Raw genomic sequence first — 17,467 nt, forward strand, 5'->3', positions numbered from 1 at the left:
GAAACACCGGCCCGGAGCTTAGCGTTCCGGGCACGGTTCAGCGGGATGACGAGAAACCGCGTTGCGCGGCGCACTGGCCTCAAGCGGCGACGCGCCCTTCCAGCGGGAACACCTTGGCGGGGTTCATCAGCCATTTCGGGTCGAACACGTTGCGGACCCGCATCTGCTGATCGAGATCGACCTGCGCATACTGGAAGCGCATGAGCTCGCGCTTCTCGATGCCGACACCATGCTCGCCGGTGAGGCAGCCGCCGACCTCGACGCAGAGCTTCAGGATCTCGTCTCCGGCGGCCTCCGCCTTCTGCAGCTCGCCCGGCTTGTTGATGTCGAAGAGAATGAGGGGATGCAGGTTGCCGTCGCCAGCATGGAAGACGTTGGCGACGCGAAGACCCTTGTCGGCGCAGATCGCGCCGATGCGCTCCAGCACCAGCGGCAATTGCCCGGTGGGAATCGTGCCGTCCATGCAGATGTAATCCGAGATGCGGCCCGTGGCACCGAAGGCGGATTTGCGTCCCTTCCAGATCGCGGCGCTCTCGGCTTCGGATTTCGAAACCCTGATGCTGGTCGGCCGGTAGTCGCGGGCGATCGCCTCGATCCGGGCCAGCATCGCCTCGCATTCCTCGTCCGATCCTTCGACCTCGATGATCAGCATCGCTTCGGCGTCACGCGGATATCCGGCCTGCGCGAAATCCTCGGTGATGAGGATCGCCTCACGGTCCATGTATTCCATGGCTACCGGGATGATGCCGGCGGCGATGATCGCGGCGGTGCAGGCGCCCGCATCCTCCACCGAGGAGAAGCCGACCAGGGCCGGGCGCGCGCCCTCGGCCGCGCGCAGGATCCTCACCGTCGCTTCGGTGACGATGCCGAGCTGTCCTTCCGAGCCGCAGATCAGGCCGAGGAGATCGTAGCCGGCGCTGTCGAGATGTGCGCCGCCGATCTCTGCCACGGTGCCGTCGCTCATCACCAGGGTGACACCGAGGAGGTTGTTGGTGGTCACGCCGTATTTCAGGCAATGCGCGCCGCCCGAATTCATCGCGATGTTGCCGGCAATGGTGCAGGCGAGCTGGCTCGACGGGTCCGGCGCGTAGAAGAACCCTTCATGGCTGACCGCCCCCGAGATGGCGAGGTTGGTGAGGCCCGATTCGACCCTGGCCACCCGGTTCTCGAAATCAACGTCCAGGACGCGGGTCATCTTGGCGACACCGAGGATGATCGCGTCTTCCTGGGCGATCGCTCCGCCGGCGAGGGAGGTGCCGGCGCCGCGCGCCACCACCCGCACGCCGTTGGCGTGGCAATAGGCCATCACGGCAGAGACCTCGGCCGTGGTCGAGGGCAGGACCACCGCGAGTGGCATCTTGCGGTAGGCCGTCAGCCCATCGGTCTCGAAGGCACGGCGCTCATCCTCGGTCACGATCAGGGCCTCCGCCGCGACGAGGGGGCGCAGGCCGGCGATGATCGTTTCGCGGCGAGCGAGAATATCGGGATCGGGGGTGGGGAAGGCGATCGACATGGGGCGGGCGCTCCTCGATGGATCGGCCTGTCTTCAGCCACCGCTCAGCTTGGAAGGACTAAAAACGAGCCTTGAACCGTTCAGGACAATGGAATTGGAAGATATCTAAACGATAACCGGTTTCGATGCATCAGGATCGGGTGTGTCGACGTTGTCTGAAGGCGAAATGGAGAGAGGTGTCGGCTTCGTTTCGCCGCACGGACCGCGAGGCGAGTTTGGAACGTTCCCAGTCTCGATCTGTTCTAAAACCAAAAGCTCTGCCATAAGCTCGGCTGGCTCATGCTGCCCAATGGAGGAAAAATCATAATGCGTCACCTCATCCTCGGCGCCGCCCTCGCGCTCATGCTCCCGATCTCCGCCCAGGCTCAGGAAGCCGGCGACGCGGCAGCCGGCGAGAAGGCTTTCGCGCCTTGCAAGGCCTGCCACAATTTCGTGAAGAACGGCGTCGGCCCCGATCTGAAGGGCGTCGTGGGCCGCAAGGCCGGCACTTACGAGGGCTACAGCTACTCGGCCGCTCTCAAGGGCTCGGGCATCACCTGGGACGAGGCGAACCTCAAGGAGTGGCTGAAGGACCCGAAGGCGAAGGTGCCCGGCAACAAGATGGTCTATCCCGGCCTCAAGGACGACAAGAAGCTCGCTGACGTGATCGCCTACCTCAAGACCCAGAACTGAGAGCGTTCCCCGATCCTCCGCCGGATCGGAATCAGCGATCGAGAGGCCGCTTCCCCGCCGGGGAGGCGGCCTTTTTCATGCCCTTGCCCCTCGCCCGGAGACGGCGGTTTCCGCCATGGCGTCGGCCACGTTGTCGTGAAGCGCGCCGCGCAGCATCACGAGGGATTCGAGGAGCGCGTGCCGTGCCTCCTCCGACATTCCCGTCAAGGCGCCGGCGAGGCCGGGCACGCAATCCATCCGCCCCTGCAGTTCGCGGCCCTTCGGCGTCAGGAAGATGCTCACTTGGCGCTCGTCGGCCCGGTCGCGGGCGCGGCGGACATGGCCCGATGTCTCCAGCCGCTTGAGAAGGGGCGTGAGCGTTCCGGAATCGAGGAACAGGCGCGTGCCGATCTCCTTCACCGTCAGCCCCTCCTGTTCCCAGAGCACGAGGAGGACGAGGTACTGCGGGTAGGTGAGATCATGGGCGGCCAGCAGGGCACGGTAGGCACGACCGAAAGCGTGAGCCGCAGAATAGACCGCGAAGCAAAGCTGGCCGTCGACCCCCCTTTCGGCGACCGGGACGTCCTGGGATTCAGAGGTCTGCGTGGTGGTCCGGCCCGCCATTCGTGCGGCCTCCTTCATGTCGGTCGGGTACGGTGTCGGGTCCGAGCCGAGTACCCTATCTAATTGATAATGCGGAATGGTCACCAACGTTCGCGGTAATTCCGCATCATGGTTGCGCGCAATCGGGTTTGGTGCCATATGGAATATCAGTTGCGCGCAACCGAGTTTCGTCACCCGTGGATCAGTGGTGGCGAAGAATTCCTCGAAAAGGAACGAAGCCTCGCCGAACCCCCGTTCCAGACGCAATCCCTATTTCATACCCAGCAGAAAGTACCCCCGATGAAGGCTCTCTACACCGCTCATGCCTACGCCACCGGCGGCCGTGAAGGTTCGGCCTCCACCGACGACAAGGCCGTCGATGTCACCCTCGTGACGCCGAAGGAACTCGGTGGCGCCGGCGGCAACGGCACCAATCCCGAGCAGCTTTTCGCCACCGGCTATGCCGCATGCTTCCTCGGCGCGATCAAGTTCGTCGCCGCCAAGGACAAGGTGAAGATCCCCGAGGACGCCAAGGTCGAGTCCTCCGTCGGCATCGGCCCGCGTGACGACGGCGAGGGCTTCGGTCTCGTCGTCACCCTCAAGGCCACCCTGCCGGGCATCGAGCGGGACAAGGCCGAGGATCTGGTGAAGCGCGCCGATGTGGTGTGCCCCTATTCCCACGCCACCCGCGGCAACATCCAGGTCGATATCAGCGTCGCCTGAACCTGCTCGATCGAAGCCGGAGGAGTCCTCCTCCGGCTGTCAGGCCGTCGTCACGATGAGGACGGTTCCCTCGATCCCAGTGACCCGGATCCGGGTGCCGGCCGGTGCGTCGGCACCGGAGACGCGCCACACCGTGTCGTTCACCCTGATCCGCCCGACCCCTTCGGTGATGGCGGTATCGAGGCGAAATTCCTGGCCGATCAGCCCGTTCGCACCCCGATTGAGGCTGTTGGGCCGTCCGGCCATCCGCTTCTGCGCGAGGATGACGAGCCCCACCGAGAGGCCGGCGAAGAACAGGATCTGAGCCTGCCAGGGCATGGGCACGAGGGCTGTCTCCAGCCCCGTGATCATGGCCGCGATGCCGAGCCAGACCAGGAACACGCCCGAGATCGCGAGCTCCGCTCCCATCAGGATCAGCCCGATTAGGACCCAGGTCCAGACCGGCCCCAAAGCGCTCAGGATGTCGAGGTTCACGAGGAGCTTCCGCTGCTCGGCCCGACCTTGGGCGGGAGGCCGGAGCTCTTGCGCGTCTGCGCCGCTCCCTCGCCGAACACGCTACGGGTGATCTCGGCGATGCCACCCAGGGTGCCCGCGAGGGAGGCCGCCTCGATCGGCACCACCACCACCCGCTGGTTCGGCGCAGTCGCCAGGGCCTTGATCGCGTCCACGTATTTCTCGGCCACCAGGAAATTTGCCGCCGCCAGGTCGCCCTCGGAGATGGCCGCGCTGATGAGGCCGGTCGCGCGCGCCTCCGCCTCGGCGCTGCGCTCGCGTCCCTCCGCGTCGCGGAAGGCAGCTTCGCGCCGGCCCTCGGCTTCGAGGATGGCGGATTGCTTACGCCCTTCGGCGCGCAGGATATCTGCCTGCCGATGGCCCTCGGCTTCGAGCACGGAGGCCCGCTTCTCGCGCTCGGCCTTCATCTGGCGCGCCATGGCGCCGGCGAGATCGGCGGGCGGCAGGATGTCCTTGATCTCGATGCGAGTCATCTTCACGCCCCAGGGCGAGGAGGCCGCGTCCATGACATGGAGCAGGCGCTCGTTGATCTCGTCACGGTGCGACAGCAGCTGGTCGAGGTCCATGGAGCCGACGACCGTCCGGATGTTGGTCATCGTCAGCGTCATCATCGCGGTTTCGAGGTTCGAAATTTCGTAGGACGCCTTGGCCGCGTCGAGCACTTGGTAGAACACCACCGCGTCGATCTTCACCCCCGCATTGTCGCGGGTGAAGGCCTCCTGGCTCGGCACCTCGATGACCTGCTCCATCACGTTCACGCGTCGGCCGATCCGCTCCACATACGGTGCGATCAGGCCGAGCCCGGATTCCAGGGTGCGCGAGTACCGGCCGAACCGCTCCACCGTGTAGACGTGGCCCTGCGGGATGACGTTGATGCCGATGGCGAGGGTGACGACCACCAGGATCACGAGCGCCACCGCCACCACGCTCAACCCGATCGAGAGATCCATGCCTGTCCCCACATCCCTTCAAGGAAGGGCATTGAGGCCGAGCGTCTTCCCCTATGCAAGGTGAATCATCCTCGCGTCAGCGCGCCCAAACTCCGAGGCGTTCCGTCCGCGCACGGTCTTCGGCGGCAACGAGATCGGGTGTCGCCTCCGAAGAGGCCCGGCCTCCGCCGTTGAAGAGCACGACTTCGGACAGGTCGCGGCCTTCCACCGCGCAGAGATAGGCGGCACTTCCGGCGACCGGCTGGCACGTCACCGGACGGCCGGCGAGGTAGCGGGTCAGTTCCTCCGGCTGCCCGCCACGGACCCATTCCACGCCGAACAAGCGAACGAGCTTGCCGCCGACGCGCAGGGTTGCGGTGTCGATCACTTCGGTCTTGCCGGTTACGGCATTGGACGGCTGTGGGGGATTGGCCCGGCTCTCCTCGGCCGAGGGCGGGCTCGGCTCCTCTGCGGGAATCCCGGGGGGCGTCGCCGGCGGAACGGTCTCACGCGGGTTGGTCATGGTGGATGGCTGGTTCTGGGCCTGCTGCGTTTGGGGCGGCTGCGTCGGCGGGGCCGAATCCTGTGCCTTCGTTTCCTGGCGCGGAGCTTCCGCATCCGGTGCGGAGGCCGGCCTGTCTTCCCCACCGCCCTGGGTGAGGAGCAAGATGAGGGCGAGGCTGCCAAGCAGTCCCGCGCCTGCGAGCACGCTCGGCCGGGTCAGGATCGTGCCGTCATCCCGCCGAAGGCGACGGACCCGGTCACCGGCGCGGGCGAGCAGCCCGGGCCAGCGGGCTGGTTGCGCTCCTTGGCCTGGGGTCGCCAGAGGAGACGTCGTGCCGTTCTTTGCAGCGAGGCCCGAGAGACGCTCACGAGCGATGGCGACGGTCTCGCGGGCCCTGTCGCCGAAGGAGGCCCCGATGCGCATGCCGCGCTCGCGCAGACTCGGTTGCGGCTCGGCGCCTTGCCCGTCGCTCGGGCGATCGGCCAGGGAGTGGCGGACGTTGCTCAAAGTGCCCGCCAGGGTCGCCGAGACCGCAGCCGCGGCGGACCTTCCCCTGGCGACCGAACGGGCCATAACGGAGCGGGCCAGCTCAGACTGCGTTTCCACGAACCGGGACGTGGCCGCCTTGATCTCGTCCGATGCGGTGGGCTCGGGCGGCACGTCCACCATGGGTTCGGGTGGCACCGGTACGAACAGCGCCCCATGACGCTCCCGCAATTCGGCGAACAGCTCCGATAAGGTCAGGGGGCCGGTCTCGCCCTGACGCGGTGTCCCGGAACGGTCGACGATTCGGTAGAAGGGCGGAGTGGATGTCGGCTCGACCACGGCCTCAGCCAAAAGCTGAAGCGTCCGCCGGGCCACCGGGAAAGCGTTCTGGCGCCGGATCTCCGCATCGATCAGGGATCTGACTGCCTCTCGGGCAGCCCGAGCAGCGACAATGGCCGGAGCCTCTGCCTCGTCGGACGGATTCGTTTTCGAAGCCTTGCCGGTGGCGCGCGTCTTGTCAGCGGCGCGTGACGTGTCCGTTGCGCGTGTCTTTGGGGCGGTCGCGATCATTGGTTCGACTGTGGCTCAGGCACCATGCCGTGTCGATACGGCCGCACTCAGCGGTCCAGGTGCGAAGCGGCGCAGGACGCGGCTCGACTCAGACACGATCACCGGGCGTGATCCGGCGAACGAAATCTCGAGGGTCAGTTCCGCCACGCCCTGCGAGCGGGCACCGTTCCTTGCGTTCGCGGCACGGAAATCGAAGGTCGAGCGCACGATACAGCTGCTCGTGTTGACGCTGCAGGCCGTGCGCGGGGAGCCGTCCTGCACCACGTAGCGGCGGTCCGGCCAGCGTCGGACGAAGCGGCGCTTCTCTGCCATCACCGCCGTCAGCGACAGGGTGCGACCGTGGAAGCGGACATGATCGGCGTAGAAGCGTGGTGCTGCGGCGACCATGCCATCGCCGGGCTCAGAGATCGCGTCGAGATAATCCTCGTTCAGCCTTTGGGCCTTGCGTGCCCATTCGGGAAAGCGATCCTCGGAGGCCATCGCCAAGCTCGGGGGCGGTGCGCCGGGGGAGACGGTGAGGGGAAGCGCATTCGGCGGAACTTGCGAGAGCCGGCGGGGGGAATGCCTGGTCTCGGCGTGGCGGGTGCCACGACGAGCCCGCCGCGGTGCCTCCGCGCCTCTCTCCGCGACGGATGCGGCGCGCGTCGTGGTCTCGGGCTTCGCCGCCTGGGCCGGACTGCTCTGGGGGGCCTCCTGCACCGCCTGAGGGGAGACAGGTTTCGCCTCACTCTTGGGTTCGGGCTTCACATCGGCCTTGGCCGGGGGGTCGACCCAGGCCGGGCGCCCCTGCGCCTCGGCGCTGACCGTAGAGACCAGGGCCACGAGAAGGGCGGCCGAGCAGGTGGAGAACAATCCGTGGTGCATGGCATCTCACCGCTGTCGCGAACGACGTGGAAGGCGGGCACGACCGCATCAGAGCGCCCGGCCGAAGGAAAACGTCGAAGGGAAACGTCAGGGTCGCGTGTTCGGTTGCCCGCGTCGAACCGGGTCGTTCGCCAAAGGACCTCGCCCCGGCAAGAGACCTAGCATACCGCCGCGCCGACCGGTCGGGTCAGCCTTCGTTCCCCGCGCTATGCCCGTTGTTCCCAACGGTTGGCGGGCATTCTCCGCCGCAGTTGCAGGCACGCTTTCTCCCAGGGAGTATCCTGTCCCCGGGGCGTTGCCGCCGATCTCCTGAAGCCGATCTCCTGGGCATGACCTCTTGCCATCCTCGCGGGAGCGCCCACCTCTTGAGAGCTTGACGGGTCCGGGCCCCTCTGGCGGCCGAGGCGTCGGCCGCGATGTCGGACTCCTTCTCTGCCTTTGCGCTGACGCGGCGCGAACGCACCGGGGGGTTCTGACACACGTGGTTGTATCGATGATTTTTTGCGGCATCTCGGGATGCTCGTTTTCGGAGGTGGCCTCATGAGTGCCGCATCCACTCGCCGGGCCCTCCTCCTCGTCAATCCGAACGCTCGGAACGGCTCGTTTTCCCTCGACGCCGTGCGCGATTCCCTGCGCGCCGCCGGCATCGAGCCCTTCGAGCCGCCGGGCGATCCCGATTGCACGGCAGTGATCAAGCGCCACGCGAAGGCGTGCGATCTCGTCATCCTCGGCGGTGGCGACGGTACCATGAACTCCGCCGCTCCCGCTCTGGTCGAGACCGGATTACCGTTGGGGATCCTGCCGCTCGGCACCGCCAACGACCTCGCCCGCTCCCTCGGCCTGCCCACCGACCCGGTGGAAGCCGCCGAGCTCATCGGCACGGCGAAGCCCCAGGCGGTGGATCTCGGCTGGGTCAACGGCCGCTACTATTTCAACGTCGCGAGTATCGGCTTCTCCGCCGATCTTGCGGGTGACCTCACCGCCGAATCGAAGAAGAAATGGGGCACGCTCGGCTACGCCATCGCGGCCATGCGCGTCCTGAGGCGGGTACGTCCCTTCACGGTCTATCTCGAACATGACGGACTGACCGAGACCATCACCACGATCCAGGTCTCGGTGGGCAACGGGCGCCACTATGGCGGCGGAATGACCGTGGAAGAGACCGCCACCGTCGATGACGGCAAGCTCGATTTCTACAGCCTGGAAGTCGGGCACTGGTGGCGGCTCATCGCGCTGCTGCCGGCCCTCCGTCGGGGCACCCAGGGCAAAGCCGCCGACGTTCGTGCCTTCAACACCACCGAGATCGTAGTGAAGACGAAGAAGCCTCGTCCGGTGAACACCGACGGGGAACTCTCCACTTATACGCCGGCGCATTTCAAGGTCGTGCCCAAGGCCCTCCGGATCTTCGCGCCGGAACCTTCGGAGCGTCCCGGTATCGTGCCCACCGCATACTGATCTTCCGCCGCTTTCCGACCTGACGACGTTCGAGGTTTTCTCCCCGTGGATTCGCTTCTTCAACTCGCCGCCGACCCGACCGCCTGGGTGGCGCTCGCCACCCTGATTGTGATGGAGGTGGTGCTGGGTATCGACAACCTGATCTTCATCTCGATTCTCACCAACAAGCTGCCGGCCCATCAGCAGACCAAGGCCCGCCGCATCGGCATCGGCCTCGCTCTGATCCTTCGCCTCGGCCTGCTCGGTACCGTCGCCTACATCGTCCACCTGACGCAGCCGGTCTTCGAGATCTTCGGCAAGGCCTTCTCCTGGCGGGACATGATCCTCATCGGCGGTGGCCTGTTCCTGCTGTGGAAGGCGACTAAAGAGATCCACGAGACCGTCGATCCCGATGACGGCCACGAGGATGCGTCCGCCCCGGTGGCGCTGAGCTTCGCCGCCGCCGTCGGGCAGATCCTGGTCCTCGACCTCGTCTTCTCCATCGACAGCATCATCACGGCCGTCGGCATGACCGATCACGTGCCGATCATGGTGATCGCCGTCATCACGGCCGTCACCGTCATGCTGCTGGCAGCCGACCCGCTGGCGCGCTTCATCGCCGCCAACCCCACCGTGGTGATGCTGGCTCTCGGCTTCCTCATCATGATCGGCATGACGCTGATCGCGGAAGGTTTCGGCGCCCATGTGCCGAAGGGCTATATCTACACCGCCATGGCCTTCTCGGCCGGCGTCGAGGGGCTCAATCTCCTCGCCCGGCGCCGGAAGCGCGGCAAGACCAGCGCGGGGTAGAGGCAAAGCCCCTCCCCTTCCGTTTCACGGGAAAACGAAGAAAGGCCCGACCGGGATAACGGTCGGGCCTTTCTTCGTTCGATCATCGATCGGTCTTGGCGGATGGGCTGAAACTTCCTCGCTTGCCTACGCAGCCGGCTGACGGTCAGCGGCCAACGTCGCAGGTCGCTGACGCGTCTTCGTGACCGCCTACAGGATCGGCTCGCGTAGGGCCGAGGTCTCGCGGGCACAGATTGCCGCGTCCGGTGGCAAGCCTTCTTGCGAGAGGTTCTTGCCGATCTCCACCCGTGCCTTTTCGAGATCGGCCCGGAAGCCCGCATCGCCCTGGAGCGCGCTGATGACGACGCTGGCCGTGGTGCGTCCGGCCTCCACGTCGCTGGCCCAATGCACGCCGCAAACGATGCGGTTCTCACCGTAAGCCTTGCCGCGCAGGAAGAACTGTGTGGCCTTCTCCGGAACCAGGGCCGCGAGGATGGATGCGTAGGCCCAGCCTTGAGTCGCGTGACTCGAGGGGAAGCTGAACGCGTCTCCGAGTTCGCGGGTCCGCGCCACGCAGATCTCCGCGTCGTTGCCGACGAAGGGACGCAGGCGACGGTAATGTTCCTTGAGTGGGCGGGTGGCCCGGCTGATATCGAGGCGAGTGCGTTCGAGCAGCATCATCAGGGCCGGCGAGCGGGACTGATCGATCTTGCGCCCGAGTACGCAGGCGAAATCATCGAGGATGGCCGAGGGGCCGTCCGCCACATCCGCCGTGGCGAGTTCCCAGCGCGCGCTACCCTTCAGGGCGCGGGTCGCCGAGAAGATGGTCTTATCCGCCGTTTCGGCAGCCGATTGACCCCGCGGGGGCGGAGGCAGGATCGCGACTGTATCGGGTGCTGTGGCGTCGGACAGATAGGGCGTGCGTGCCGGCATCCCCGGCGTCAACGGTGTCGCTGCGACGGCCGGTGCCGAACGAGGCTTTCCGCTCGTGGCTTTGGTGTCGGCGGGGTTCGGCGTGGGCGCCTGCGCCATGACGGGAGCCGCCATGAAGGCGCAGGACGTGAAGGCAAGCGACGCGAGAGCGGGAAGCAGAGGAGACATGGCAGCGGCTCAGGGTGAAATGCGTCGGGAATGGCAAGCGATAGGAGAGCCATAGGGTTCCTGAACGACACTCGTATGGCACTCGAAACGCATGACATTTCGCCATTCCGTAACGAATGTGTCCCTCAACGGCCGCGGGATCCCCCTAACGGATGCCCGCGCGGATCGCGGCGGCGACCTCCCACGGATATTCCTCGTGCGGGCTGAGGGCCCCCGGAACCGAAGCCTTGGCCACATGGCCGGCGGCGATGAGGGCGTCCATCTCGGCGCCGGACCGGCGCGGGGCGCGTTCGGGACGCAGGACCAGGATCGGCGGAAGCCCTTCGGCTTCGAACAGGGCCAGGAAGTCCTTGCGAGCCTTGAACGGGTCGAGCCCTCCGGTGACGAAGGCCGCCGTGCCGAAACGGCCACCCGGCTGGAGCGTCACGGCATGTTTGTCGGCGATGATGCCCGGTGTGACGTGGTCCGGATCGGCATAGACATGCGCGCGCATCATCCGGCCGATCACCGGGGGACTGATATTGATGCGGTAGAGCGCCTCGCCGAGAAGCGGAAGCTCGATGGCCTTGCGGATCCCCGAGAGCCAGCCACGGCGCGCGTCGCCGAGCGCGGTGGGCAGCGGTCCACGCCATGTGGGAGCGACGAGAGCGAGCTGGTCGAACTGGCCTGGATGCCGTTGGGCGGCTGCCACGAGATAAGGGGCCGCATGACCCGCCGCGATGCCGATGGCGTAGGGGCCCGGCACGGCTGCGATCAGCGAATCCATGAAGGCATGGAAAGTCTCCGGCTCCATGGCGATGCGGGATCGCGGATGGTTGCCGAAGCCGGGCCAGTCGGGAATGAGGCAACGGTAGTCGTGGCCCAGGATCTTGGCCAGGGGCCGCATCTCCGCCCGTGCTGAGATCGACGACAGGGCGGGCAGGAGCAGAGCGGCCGGGCCGCTCCCGACGATGTCGCACGGCGTAGGGACCTTGCGCTCCAGCACGTAGAGCTGAAAGCCACGGGTGGAGTGGGCAGGCTCGATCATCGTTGGCAACGCCTCATCCGGGACGGTCTGCATCGGATTGGAGATCTAACGCGCCGGTCGCTGCCGCATAGGCCGGCTCGGTGTCGCGCCAGGGCCGAGGACGAGCGTCCGCCTCCCCTCTTTCCTCGACGGGAAAGAGGGGAGTGCCGATCCGCGTCGAATGCGTACGGGTCTCAGGTCCGGAGCAGCTCGTTGATGGCGGTCTTGGAGCGGGTGCCGGCATCGACGCGCTTGACGATGACGGCGCAGTAGAGGCCGGGGCCGGGCGTGCCGTCGGGCAGGTCCTTGCCGGGCGTCGTGCCCGAGACCACCACCGAATAGGGCGGCACGCGGCCATACATGACCTCGCCCGTGGACCGGTCGATGATCTTCGTCGACGCGCCGATATAGACGCCCATGGAGAGCACGCTGCCCTCACCGACGATCACGCCCTCGGCCACCTCGGCGCGGGCGCCGATGAAGCAATTGTCTTCGATGATGACCGGGTTGGCCTGGAGCGGCTCGAGTACGCCTGCGATGCCGGCGCCGCCGGAGATGTGGCAGTTCTTCCCCACCTGCGCGCAGGAGCCGATCGTCACCCAGGTGTCGACCATCGTGCCCTCACCCACATGGGCGCCGAGATTGATGAAGGAGGGCATCAGCACCGCGCCCGGCGCGATGTAGGAGCCACGGCGCACGAAGCAGCCCGGCACGGCCCGGAAACCGGCCTCACGAAAATGCTTCTTCTTCCAGCCCTCGAACTTCGATGGCACCTTGTCCCACCAATTGGCGCCATCGGGTCCGCCATGGATGATCTCCATGTCGTTGAGGCGGAAGGACAGCAGCACCGCCTTCTTGAGCCACTGGTTGACCTGCCATTCCTCGCCGACCTTTTCGGCCACGCGGGCCTTGCCGGTATCGAGAAGATCGAGAGCCTCGTCCACGGCGTCGCGCACGGCGCCCTTGGTCGAGACGTCGATGCCGGCACGCTCCTCCCAAGCAGTCTCGATGGTGGTGGAGAGATCGGCGTGGGACATGGTGGCGTTCCGGTCGGTTAGGGGGAAGGGCCGTGCTTACAAAAGGCGGCCCGGCCTGTCACCTCGGGGCATCAGGCGAGACGCAGGCTCACTCGCGGCAGCCGTTACGGGTTTCCTCCCGCACGATCTCGCCGACCTTCGCCCGGTCGCGGGCAGAGAGCGGGACGTCGCGGATGTCGGAGAAGCGGCAATTGACGTTGCCGAAGGCCGAGATCGCCCGCTGCGTCTTGAAGCAGTAGCCGGCCTCCGCATAGACCGCGTTGCGCTCGCCCCAGAGCTCGTCGCAGGGGGATGCGGCCAGGGCGGGGGCGGCGGGCAGGAGAGCGAGGCAAAGAATCACGAGGGCACGCATGGGCACTTCCTGGGCAGGTGTGAGGACCTGAAGGCTTGTGGCCCGTCTGTGCCGGTTTCGCCAGATCTCGGAGCGCGCCGATCGGCCGTTAGAACGCATCGATCCTGGCGCGGACGCCGTCGAGCCCCTTCACCAACGCATCCAGGTCGTCGGCGAGGGTGGCGTGGATCGTCTCGGCCGCGTCGGGAAATTCCTCGAGCACCCGGCGCATCAGCGTGGGCGTGATTCGGACGACCTCCGCCGGTGTCACGGCATGGGCATCGGTGGGGCGCTCGCCGCGCAGGAACAGGGCCATCTGTCCGATCAGGGCGGAACGGCCCACCCGGACGGGCTCGGCTCCGTCCACGCGGGGCGCCAGTTCGATCGTTCCGGACATGACGACGAACCCGCCATCGCTGCGCTCGTCGCGGGCGAACAGGACGTCGCCCGCCGTCAGGCTGCGGCGCTCGGCGGCGAAGGAGAGGAGTCTCAGGGCATCGCGCGCCATGTGGCTGAACAGGGGCGCGGCCGCCAGGATCGCGATGTCGTCGTCGAGCCCCAATGCCGTGCGCTCCCTCAAGACGGAGGTAACCCCTCCGACGGATCAAACCTTAGCCGAAGGCGGGCGAGGGGGAAATCCGGCGCTGCACCGGCGCAGGGACGGAGCGTCGATCAAACAGATGTCATGAAACCGGTCGATAGACGCGTCTCTCAAGCAAGACGAAGACGGAAATTCCGGTGTCCAATCACTTCTGCCTGGATCCGAACGATCCCTATGCGCAATCCGAAGTCCTGGTTTTCTTCGAAGGCCAATATCCGGATATCCGCCTGCTGTCGGTCATCGACCGCAACGACGACGAAATCCTGTCGGATCTCGTCTACGAGCAGCAGCGCGACCTCATCCGGGAGATTGCGGCCTTCTACACGTCCGGCGGTGATGCGCCGAACGCGGCTGCCTGATCCTCAGGGCAGCAGCTTGTAGCCGCCGCCTTCCGTCACGAGGATGGCGGTAACGGCCGGGTTCGGCTCGATCTTCTGGCGCAGGCGGTAGATGTGGGTCTCCAGCGTATGCGTGGTGACCTGCGCGTTGTAGCCCCAGACCTCGGCCAGGAGCGTATCACGTCCCACCACCTCGCGGCCGGCACGGTAGAGGAAGCGCAGGATCGCGGTCTCCTTTTCGGTGAGCTTCAACTTCGAGCCACGCTCGCAGACGAGGAGCTTCGCGCCGGGGCGGAACGTGTAGGGGCCGATCTGGAAGACCGCGTCCTCGCTCGCCTCATGGCTGCGCAGATGCGCGCGGATCCGCGCGAGGAGCACGGCGAACTTGAAGGGCTTGGCGACATAATCGTTGGCGCCCGCCTCCAGGCCCTCCACCATGTCGTCCTCCGAATCCTGCGCGCTCAGCATGATGACCGGTCCGCGATAGCCGTTGCGGCGCATGGCCCGCACCGCCTCCCGCCCATCCATGTCCGGCAGGCCCACATCCATGATCGCGAGGTCGATCCGGTCCTCGGCCACACGGGCGAGGGCGGATTTCGCGTCTTCCGCGCTGACGATGACGAACTCCTCGTACAGATCGAGTTGCTCGATCAAGGTTTCGCGCAAAGACTCGTCGTCGTCGCAGATGAGCAGGCGATGGGTGGTCGACATCGGCCGGGATACTTTCACACGCAGCTGGGAAGACCGGACGGGCCGGTTTCGAAAACCTGAGAGATGGCCGAATCGTCGGCCGCGAGCGTAAAACAGCAGAGTGATGGATGTTTTATGTCAGAACCTTGAACGACTTCGCGGCGGGGCCAGACTTCGCACATCCTCGACGGCTCGACGCCTCGAAAAGTTTCTCGCCGGCGCGACCATCGAGCGCCGTGACGAGGAACGCGCTGGTCGGAACCGGTCCGTTCGGACGATAAGTCGGGCATGATCCCGCTGACCCTCTCTCTCATCCGCGTCCGCCGGCTGGTGGGTGACCCGACCCGCGGGCAGATTCTCATGGCGGGCTCCATCATTCCCTGTGCGCTCGGCCGCTCCGGCATCGGGCAGGTCAAGCGGGAAGGGGACGGCCTGTCCCCGCGCGGTCGTTTTCGCCTCCGGGCCGGGGCCTATCGGCCGGACCATTTCGGCGCGCGCCCCCGCACCGCCCTGGCTCTGCGCCCGACGCGGCCGAACGACGGCTGGTGCGACGACCCGCGCGACCGGCGCTACAACCGCCCGATCACCCTGCCCGCCCCCGGCGTGAGCGCGGAACGGATGTGGCGGGAGGACAGTCTCTACGACCTCGTCGTCGATCTCGACTACAACCGGCAGCCGATCCGGCCGGGACGCGGCTCGGCGATCTTTCTGCATGTGGCACGGCCGGGATACCTGCCGACGGAGGGCTGCGTGGCGGTGAGGCGAGCCGATCTCATTCGGCTCCTGCGGCGCGTCGGGCCGCGTACGCGGCTGCAGATCCTCTGACGGCCGCATCCCGCTATCCACGCGTCGGCAGGGCGACGGGTGAGACGCCCCGCCGGTCTCCCGGACGGGACAGGGTCATGACCAGGATGGCGGCGAGGATGCACAGGGCGCCGGCGGCGAAGAAGGCCGGCAGGTAGCTCGACAAGGCCGTGCGCGACAGTCCGGCACCGTAGGCGATGGTGGCGGCCCCGAGCTGATGGCCCGCGAACACCCAGCCGAAGACGAGGTTCGCCTTCTCGCGCCCGAACCGGGATGCGGTGAGCCGTACGGTGGGTGGCACCGTGGCGATCCAGTCGAGCCCATAGAAGGCGGCGAAGACCGACAGGCCGACGAAGGAAAAGTCGGAGAACGGCAGGAACATCAGTGAGAGGCCACGCAGGCCGTAATACCAGAACAGGAGCCAGCGGTTGTCGTATCGGTCGGAGAGCCAGCCGGACGCCACCGTGCCGATGAAATCGAACACCCCCATCGCAGCGAGCACGCTCGCCCCCTGGACCGGGCCGATGCCGTAATCGGCGCAGAGGGGGATGAAATGGGTCTGGATCAGCCCGTTGGTGCTGGCTCCGCAGATGAAGAACGTGGCGAAGAGAACCCAGAACACGCCCGTGCGCGACGCCTCCGCCAGGACCCCGAGGGCGGAGCCGTTCACGGCCGGCGGCGCGACGGCGCCGGTAACGGCGGTCTCGCCATAGGGGGCGAGGCCCATCTCCTCCGGCCGGTCGCGCATCAGCGCCGTGACGGCGAGCCCCGCCGCGAGCAGGAGTCCACAGATCACCAGGAGTGCTGCACGCCAGCCGAGATGCTCGGTGAGGGCAGCGAGGAGCGGGAGAACGATGAGTTGGCCGGTGGCCGAACTGGCGGTGAGGAGACCGACGACGAGGCCGCGCGACCGCGAGAACCAGCGGGTCGCGATGGTGGCGCCGAGCACCAGGGCGGTAAGCCCCGTGCCGATGCCGACGACGACGCCCCAGAGCATGACCAGCTGCCAGACCTCGCTCATGAAGAGGGAGGTGAGCAACCCCCCGACGATGAGGAGAAGCGCCAGGAGCACGATGCGGCGCGGGCCGTAGCGGTTCATCAGCTGGGCCGCGCAAGGCCCCATCAATCCGAACAGCACGAAGCGCACGGCCAGGGCCGATGAGATCGTCGCCGTGTCCCAGCCGAACTCCTTCTGAAGCGGCAGGATCAGGACGCCGGGCGCACCCACGGCGCCGGCCGTGACCAGCATGGTGAGGAAGGTGACGGCGGCGACGACCCAGCCGTAATGAACGTTCCGGCGGGCGAGGGGCCCTGCGACGGCGTTCGACAACGATCCGACGGGAGCAGTGATGGACATACGGCCTCTTCGGGTTCCGCATGGTGGTTCGGCGTGACGACCCGGCGAGCAAGCCCGGCACCACGACGCGGTCGGCCTTGCTTAGGCGCATATGCACTCGTTAGACAAGCATCTCGTCCCCGGACCCCGTGATTCCGTATATCGAGGATTTCTCACGATGGATTTGGCGTCACCGTGCCACTGCATCGCCCTACGCCAGGCATCGCGACGGCTGACGCAGCATTACGACCAGCATCTCGCGCCCACCGGCCTGCGGACCAGCCAGTACGGCCTGTTGCGCAGCCTAGGTCGTGTCGGGCCGATCTCCATCAACACCTTCGCGGAGATCATGGTGATGGACCGGACCACGATGGGGCGCGCTCTTCGTCCCCTCACGCGGGACGGGCTCGTCGCCGTCGGTCCCGGACCGGATGGTCGCACGCGCTCCCTCACCCTCACCACTGCGGGGCGGAGGCGAATGGAGGACGCGCTTCCCCTTTGGGAGCAGGCGCAGCAGACGTTCGAGGAACGCTACGGAGCAGTGCCGGCAAGCGACCTGCGCCACGCGGCGCTCAGCCTGGCGAGGACGGAGCTGTCACCAGCCGAGTGAGAGGGGCGGCGGCCGAGTGATCCGGGGGGCGGG

Annotated in this window: 20 protein-coding genes; 7 read left to right on the plus strand and 13 right to left on the minus strand. The window is 66.8% G+C overall.

Going from position 1 to position 17,467, the window contains the following annotated elements:
• Positions 1 to 79: 79 nt before the first annotated feature.
• On the minus strand, positions 80 to 1,513 hold the full coding sequence (locus AC0IXR_RS16480; RefSeq protein ID WP_056423023.1) for an FAD-linked oxidase C-terminal domain-containing protein: 1,434 nt from the start codon (positions 1,511 to 1,513) through the stop codon (positions 80 to 82).
• A gap of 306 nt (positions 1,514 to 1,819) precedes the next feature.
• Here AC0IXR_RS16480 and AC0IXR_RS16485 point away from each other — a divergent pair, with 306 nt between their 5' ends.
• Positions 1,820 to 2,185 (plus strand): c-type cytochrome, encoded by a 366-nt coding sequence (locus AC0IXR_RS16485; RefSeq protein WP_056249457.1) that lies wholly within the window; start codon positions 1,820 to 1,822, stop codon positions 2,183 to 2,185.
• Positions 2,186 to 2,260: 75 nt separating this feature from the next.
• Here AC0IXR_RS16485 and AC0IXR_RS16490 read toward each other — a convergent pair whose 3' ends face one another.
• Positions 2,261 to 2,788, minus strand: a complete 528-nt coding sequence (locus AC0IXR_RS16490; protein ID WP_246748202.1) for a MarR family winged helix-turn-helix transcriptional regulator — start codon at positions 2,786 to 2,788, stop codon at positions 2,261 to 2,263.
• A 279-nt stretch (positions 2,789 to 3,067) separates the two neighbouring features.
• On the opposite strand from AC0IXR_RS16490, the gene AC0IXR_RS16495 reads away from it, so the two are divergent.
• Positions 3,068 to 3,490 (plus strand): organic hydroperoxide resistance protein, encoded by a 423-nt coding sequence (locus tag AC0IXR_RS16495; RefSeq protein WP_471761488.1) that lies wholly within the window; start codon positions 3,068 to 3,070, stop codon positions 3,488 to 3,490.
• 39 nt (positions 3,491 to 3,529) lie between these two features.
• On the opposite strand, the gene AC0IXR_RS16500 is transcribed toward AC0IXR_RS16495, so the two are convergent.
• The 4 genes from AC0IXR_RS16500 to AC0IXR_RS16515 form a co-directional block, all read right to left on the minus strand.
• On the minus strand, positions 3,530 to 3,964 hold the full coding sequence (locus AC0IXR_RS16500; RefSeq protein WP_419953218.1) for an NfeD family protein: 435 nt from the start codon (positions 3,962 to 3,964) through the stop codon (positions 3,530 to 3,532).
• The gene (locus AC0IXR_RS16505) at positions 3,961 to 4,953 is read right to left on the minus strand and encodes an SPFH domain-containing protein (RefSeq protein ID WP_056423036.1); all 993 of its coding nucleotides are present in this window, start codon (positions 4,951 to 4,953) and stop codon (positions 3,961 to 3,963) included. The genes AC0IXR_RS16500 and AC0IXR_RS16505 overlap by 4 nt, the downstream gene beginning before the upstream one ends.
• Positions 4,954 to 5,029: 76 nt before the next feature.
• Positions 5,030 to 6,493 (minus strand): thermonuclease family protein, encoded by a 1,464-nt coding sequence (locus AC0IXR_RS16510; protein WP_471761489.1) that lies wholly within the window; start codon positions 6,491 to 6,493, stop codon positions 5,030 to 5,032.
• A 15-nt stretch (positions 6,494 to 6,508) separates the two neighbouring features.
• Positions 6,509 to 7,357 (minus strand): hypothetical protein, encoded by an 849-nt coding sequence (locus AC0IXR_RS16515; RefSeq protein ID WP_471761491.1) that lies wholly within the window; start codon positions 7,355 to 7,357, stop codon positions 6,509 to 6,511.
• Positions 7,358 to 7,897: 540 nt separating this feature from the next.
• Here AC0IXR_RS16515 and AC0IXR_RS16520 point away from each other — a divergent pair.
• Positions 7,898 to 8,812, plus strand: a complete 915-nt coding sequence (locus AC0IXR_RS16520) for a lipid kinase (RefSeq protein WP_471761492.1) — start codon at positions 7,898 to 7,900, stop codon at positions 8,810 to 8,812.
• Positions 8,813 to 8,857: 45 nt separating this feature from the next.
• Positions 8,858 to 9,601, plus strand: a complete 744-nt coding sequence (locus tag AC0IXR_RS16525) for a TerC family protein (protein ID WP_056423044.1) — start codon at positions 8,858 to 8,860, stop codon at positions 9,599 to 9,601.
• A 189-nt stretch (positions 9,602 to 9,790) separates the two neighbouring features.
• On the opposite strand, the gene AC0IXR_RS16530 is transcribed toward AC0IXR_RS16525, so the two are convergent.
• The 5 genes from AC0IXR_RS16530 to AC0IXR_RS16550 form a co-directional block, all read right to left on the minus strand.
• Entirely contained in the window at positions 9,791 to 10,681 is an 891-nt protein-coding gene (locus AC0IXR_RS16530; protein ID WP_471761494.1) for an acid phosphatase, read from the minus strand.
• A gap of 145 nt (positions 10,682 to 10,826) precedes the next feature.
• A complete protein-coding gene (locus tag AC0IXR_RS16535) occupies positions 10,827 to 11,708 on the minus strand; it encodes an alpha/beta fold hydrolase (protein WP_471761496.1) in 882 nt (293 codons plus the stop codon).
• Between the two features lie 173 nt (positions 11,709 to 11,881).
• Entirely contained in the window at positions 11,882 to 12,724 is an 843-nt protein-coding gene (gene dapD / locus AC0IXR_RS16540) for a 2,3,4,5-tetrahydropyridine-2,6-dicarboxylate N-succinyltransferase (RefSeq protein WP_056423053.1), read from the minus strand.
• 88 nt (positions 12,725 to 12,812) lie between these two features.
• Positions 12,813 to 13,076, minus strand: a complete 264-nt coding sequence (locus AC0IXR_RS16545) for a YARHG domain-containing protein (protein WP_056423056.1) — start codon at positions 13,074 to 13,076, stop codon at positions 12,813 to 12,815.
• A gap of 88 nt (positions 13,077 to 13,164) precedes the next feature.
• Positions 13,165 to 13,617 carry a cyclic nucleotide-binding domain-containing protein gene (locus AC0IXR_RS16550; RefSeq protein ID WP_056423059.1) on the minus strand — a complete coding sequence of 151 codons (453 nt, stop codon included), beginning with the start codon at positions 13,615 to 13,617 and terminating at the stop codon, positions 13,165 to 13,167.
• A gap of 176 nt (positions 13,618 to 13,793) precedes the next feature.
• Between AC0IXR_RS16550 and AC0IXR_RS16555 the strand changes: the two genes are divergently transcribed.
• Positions 13,794 to 14,015, plus strand: coding sequence for a hypothetical protein (locus AC0IXR_RS16555; protein WP_056423062.1), 222 nt, complete (start codon positions 13,794 to 13,796; stop codon positions 14,013 to 14,015).
• Between the two features lie 3 nt (positions 14,016 to 14,018).
• On the opposite strand, the gene AC0IXR_RS16560 is transcribed toward AC0IXR_RS16555, so the two are convergent.
• Positions 14,019 to 14,705 carry a response regulator transcription factor gene (locus AC0IXR_RS16560; protein WP_056423065.1) on the minus strand — a complete coding sequence of 229 codons (687 nt, stop codon included), beginning with the start codon at positions 14,703 to 14,705 and terminating at the stop codon, positions 14,019 to 14,021.
• Between the two features lie 267 nt (positions 14,706 to 14,972).
• Between AC0IXR_RS16560 and AC0IXR_RS16565 the strand changes: the two genes are divergently transcribed.
• The gene (locus AC0IXR_RS16565) at positions 14,973 to 15,509 is read left to right on the plus strand and encodes a L,D-transpeptidase family protein (protein ID WP_471761497.1); all 537 of its coding nucleotides are present in this window, start codon (positions 14,973 to 14,975) and stop codon (positions 15,507 to 15,509) included.
• 13 nt (positions 15,510 to 15,522) lie between these two features.
• Here the strand turns inward: AC0IXR_RS16565 and AC0IXR_RS16570 are convergent, their stop codons facing one another.
• Positions 15,523 to 16,845 (minus strand): MFS transporter, encoded by a 1,323-nt coding sequence (locus AC0IXR_RS16570; RefSeq protein ID WP_471761498.1) that lies wholly within the window; start codon positions 16,843 to 16,845, stop codon positions 15,523 to 15,525.
• Positions 16,846 to 17,002: 157 nt separating this feature from the next.
• Here AC0IXR_RS16570 and AC0IXR_RS16575 point away from each other — a divergent pair, with 157 nt between their 5' ends.
• Positions 17,003 to 17,434 carry a MarR family winged helix-turn-helix transcriptional regulator gene (locus AC0IXR_RS16575; protein ID WP_056423073.1) on the plus strand — a complete coding sequence of 144 codons (432 nt, stop codon included), beginning with the start codon at positions 17,003 to 17,005 and terminating at the stop codon, positions 17,432 to 17,434.
• The last annotated feature ends 33 nt before the right edge of the window (positions 17,435 to 17,467 follow it).

Source organism: Methylobacterium sp. AC832 (assembly GCF_979256025.1).

Coding starts and splice junctions, on each gene's coding strand:
- AC0IXR_RS16480 (WP_056423023.1), bottom strand. CDS start 1,513: ATGTCGATCGCCTTCCCCACCCCCGATCCCGATATTCTCGCTCGCCGC.
- AC0IXR_RS16485 (WP_056249457.1), top strand. CDS start 1,820: ATGCGTCACCTCATCCTCGGCGCCGCCCTCGCGCTCATGCTCCCGATC.
- AC0IXR_RS16490 (WP_246748202.1), bottom strand. CDS start 2,788: ATGGCGGGCCGGACCACCACGCAGACCTCTGAATCCCAGGACGTCCCG.
- AC0IXR_RS16495 (WP_471761488.1), top strand. CDS start 3,068: ATGAAGGCTCTCTACACCGCTCATGCCTACGCCACCGGCGGCCGTGAA.
- AC0IXR_RS16505 (WP_056423036.1), bottom strand. CDS start 4,953: ATGGATCTCTCGATCGGGTTGAGCGTGGTGGCGGTGGCGCTCGTGATC.
- AC0IXR_RS16510 (WP_471761489.1), bottom strand. CDS start 6,493: ATGATCGCGACCGCCCCAAAGACACGCGCAACGGACACGTCACGCGCC.
- AC0IXR_RS16515 (WP_471761491.1), bottom strand. CDS start 7,357: ATGCACCACGGATTGTTCTCCACCTGCTCGGCCGCCCTTCTCGTGGCC.
- AC0IXR_RS16520 (WP_471761492.1), top strand. CDS start 7,898: ATGAGTGCCGCATCCACTCGCCGGGCCCTCCTCCTCGTCAATCCGAAC.
- AC0IXR_RS16530 (WP_471761494.1), bottom strand. CDS start 10,681: ATGTCTCCTCTGCTTCCCGCTCTCGCGTCGCTTGCCTTCACGTCCTGC.
- AC0IXR_RS16535 (WP_471761496.1), bottom strand. CDS start 11,708: ATGATCGAGCCTGCCCACTCCACCCGTGGCTTTCAGCTCTACGTGCTG.
- dapD (WP_056423053.1), bottom strand. CDS start 12,724: ATGTCCCACGCCGATCTCTCCACCACCATCGAGACTGCTTGGGAGGAG.
- AC0IXR_RS16545 (WP_056423056.1), bottom strand. CDS start 13,076: ATGCGTGCCCTCGTGATTCTTTGCCTCGCTCTCCTGCCCGCCGCCCCC.
- AC0IXR_RS16560 (WP_056423065.1), bottom strand. CDS start 14,705: ATGTCGACCACCCATCGCCTGCTCATCTGCGACGACGACGAGTCTTTG.
- AC0IXR_RS16565 (WP_471761497.1), top strand. CDS start 14,973: ATGATCCCGCTGACCCTCTCTCTCATCCGCGTCCGCCGGCTGGTGGGT.
- AC0IXR_RS16570 (WP_471761498.1), bottom strand. CDS start 16,845: ATGTCCATCACTGCTCCCGTCGGATCGTTGTCGAACGCCGTCGCAGGG.
- AC0IXR_RS16575 (WP_056423073.1), top strand. CDS start 17,003: ATGGATTTGGCGTCACCGTGCCACTGCATCGCCCTACGCCAGGCATCG.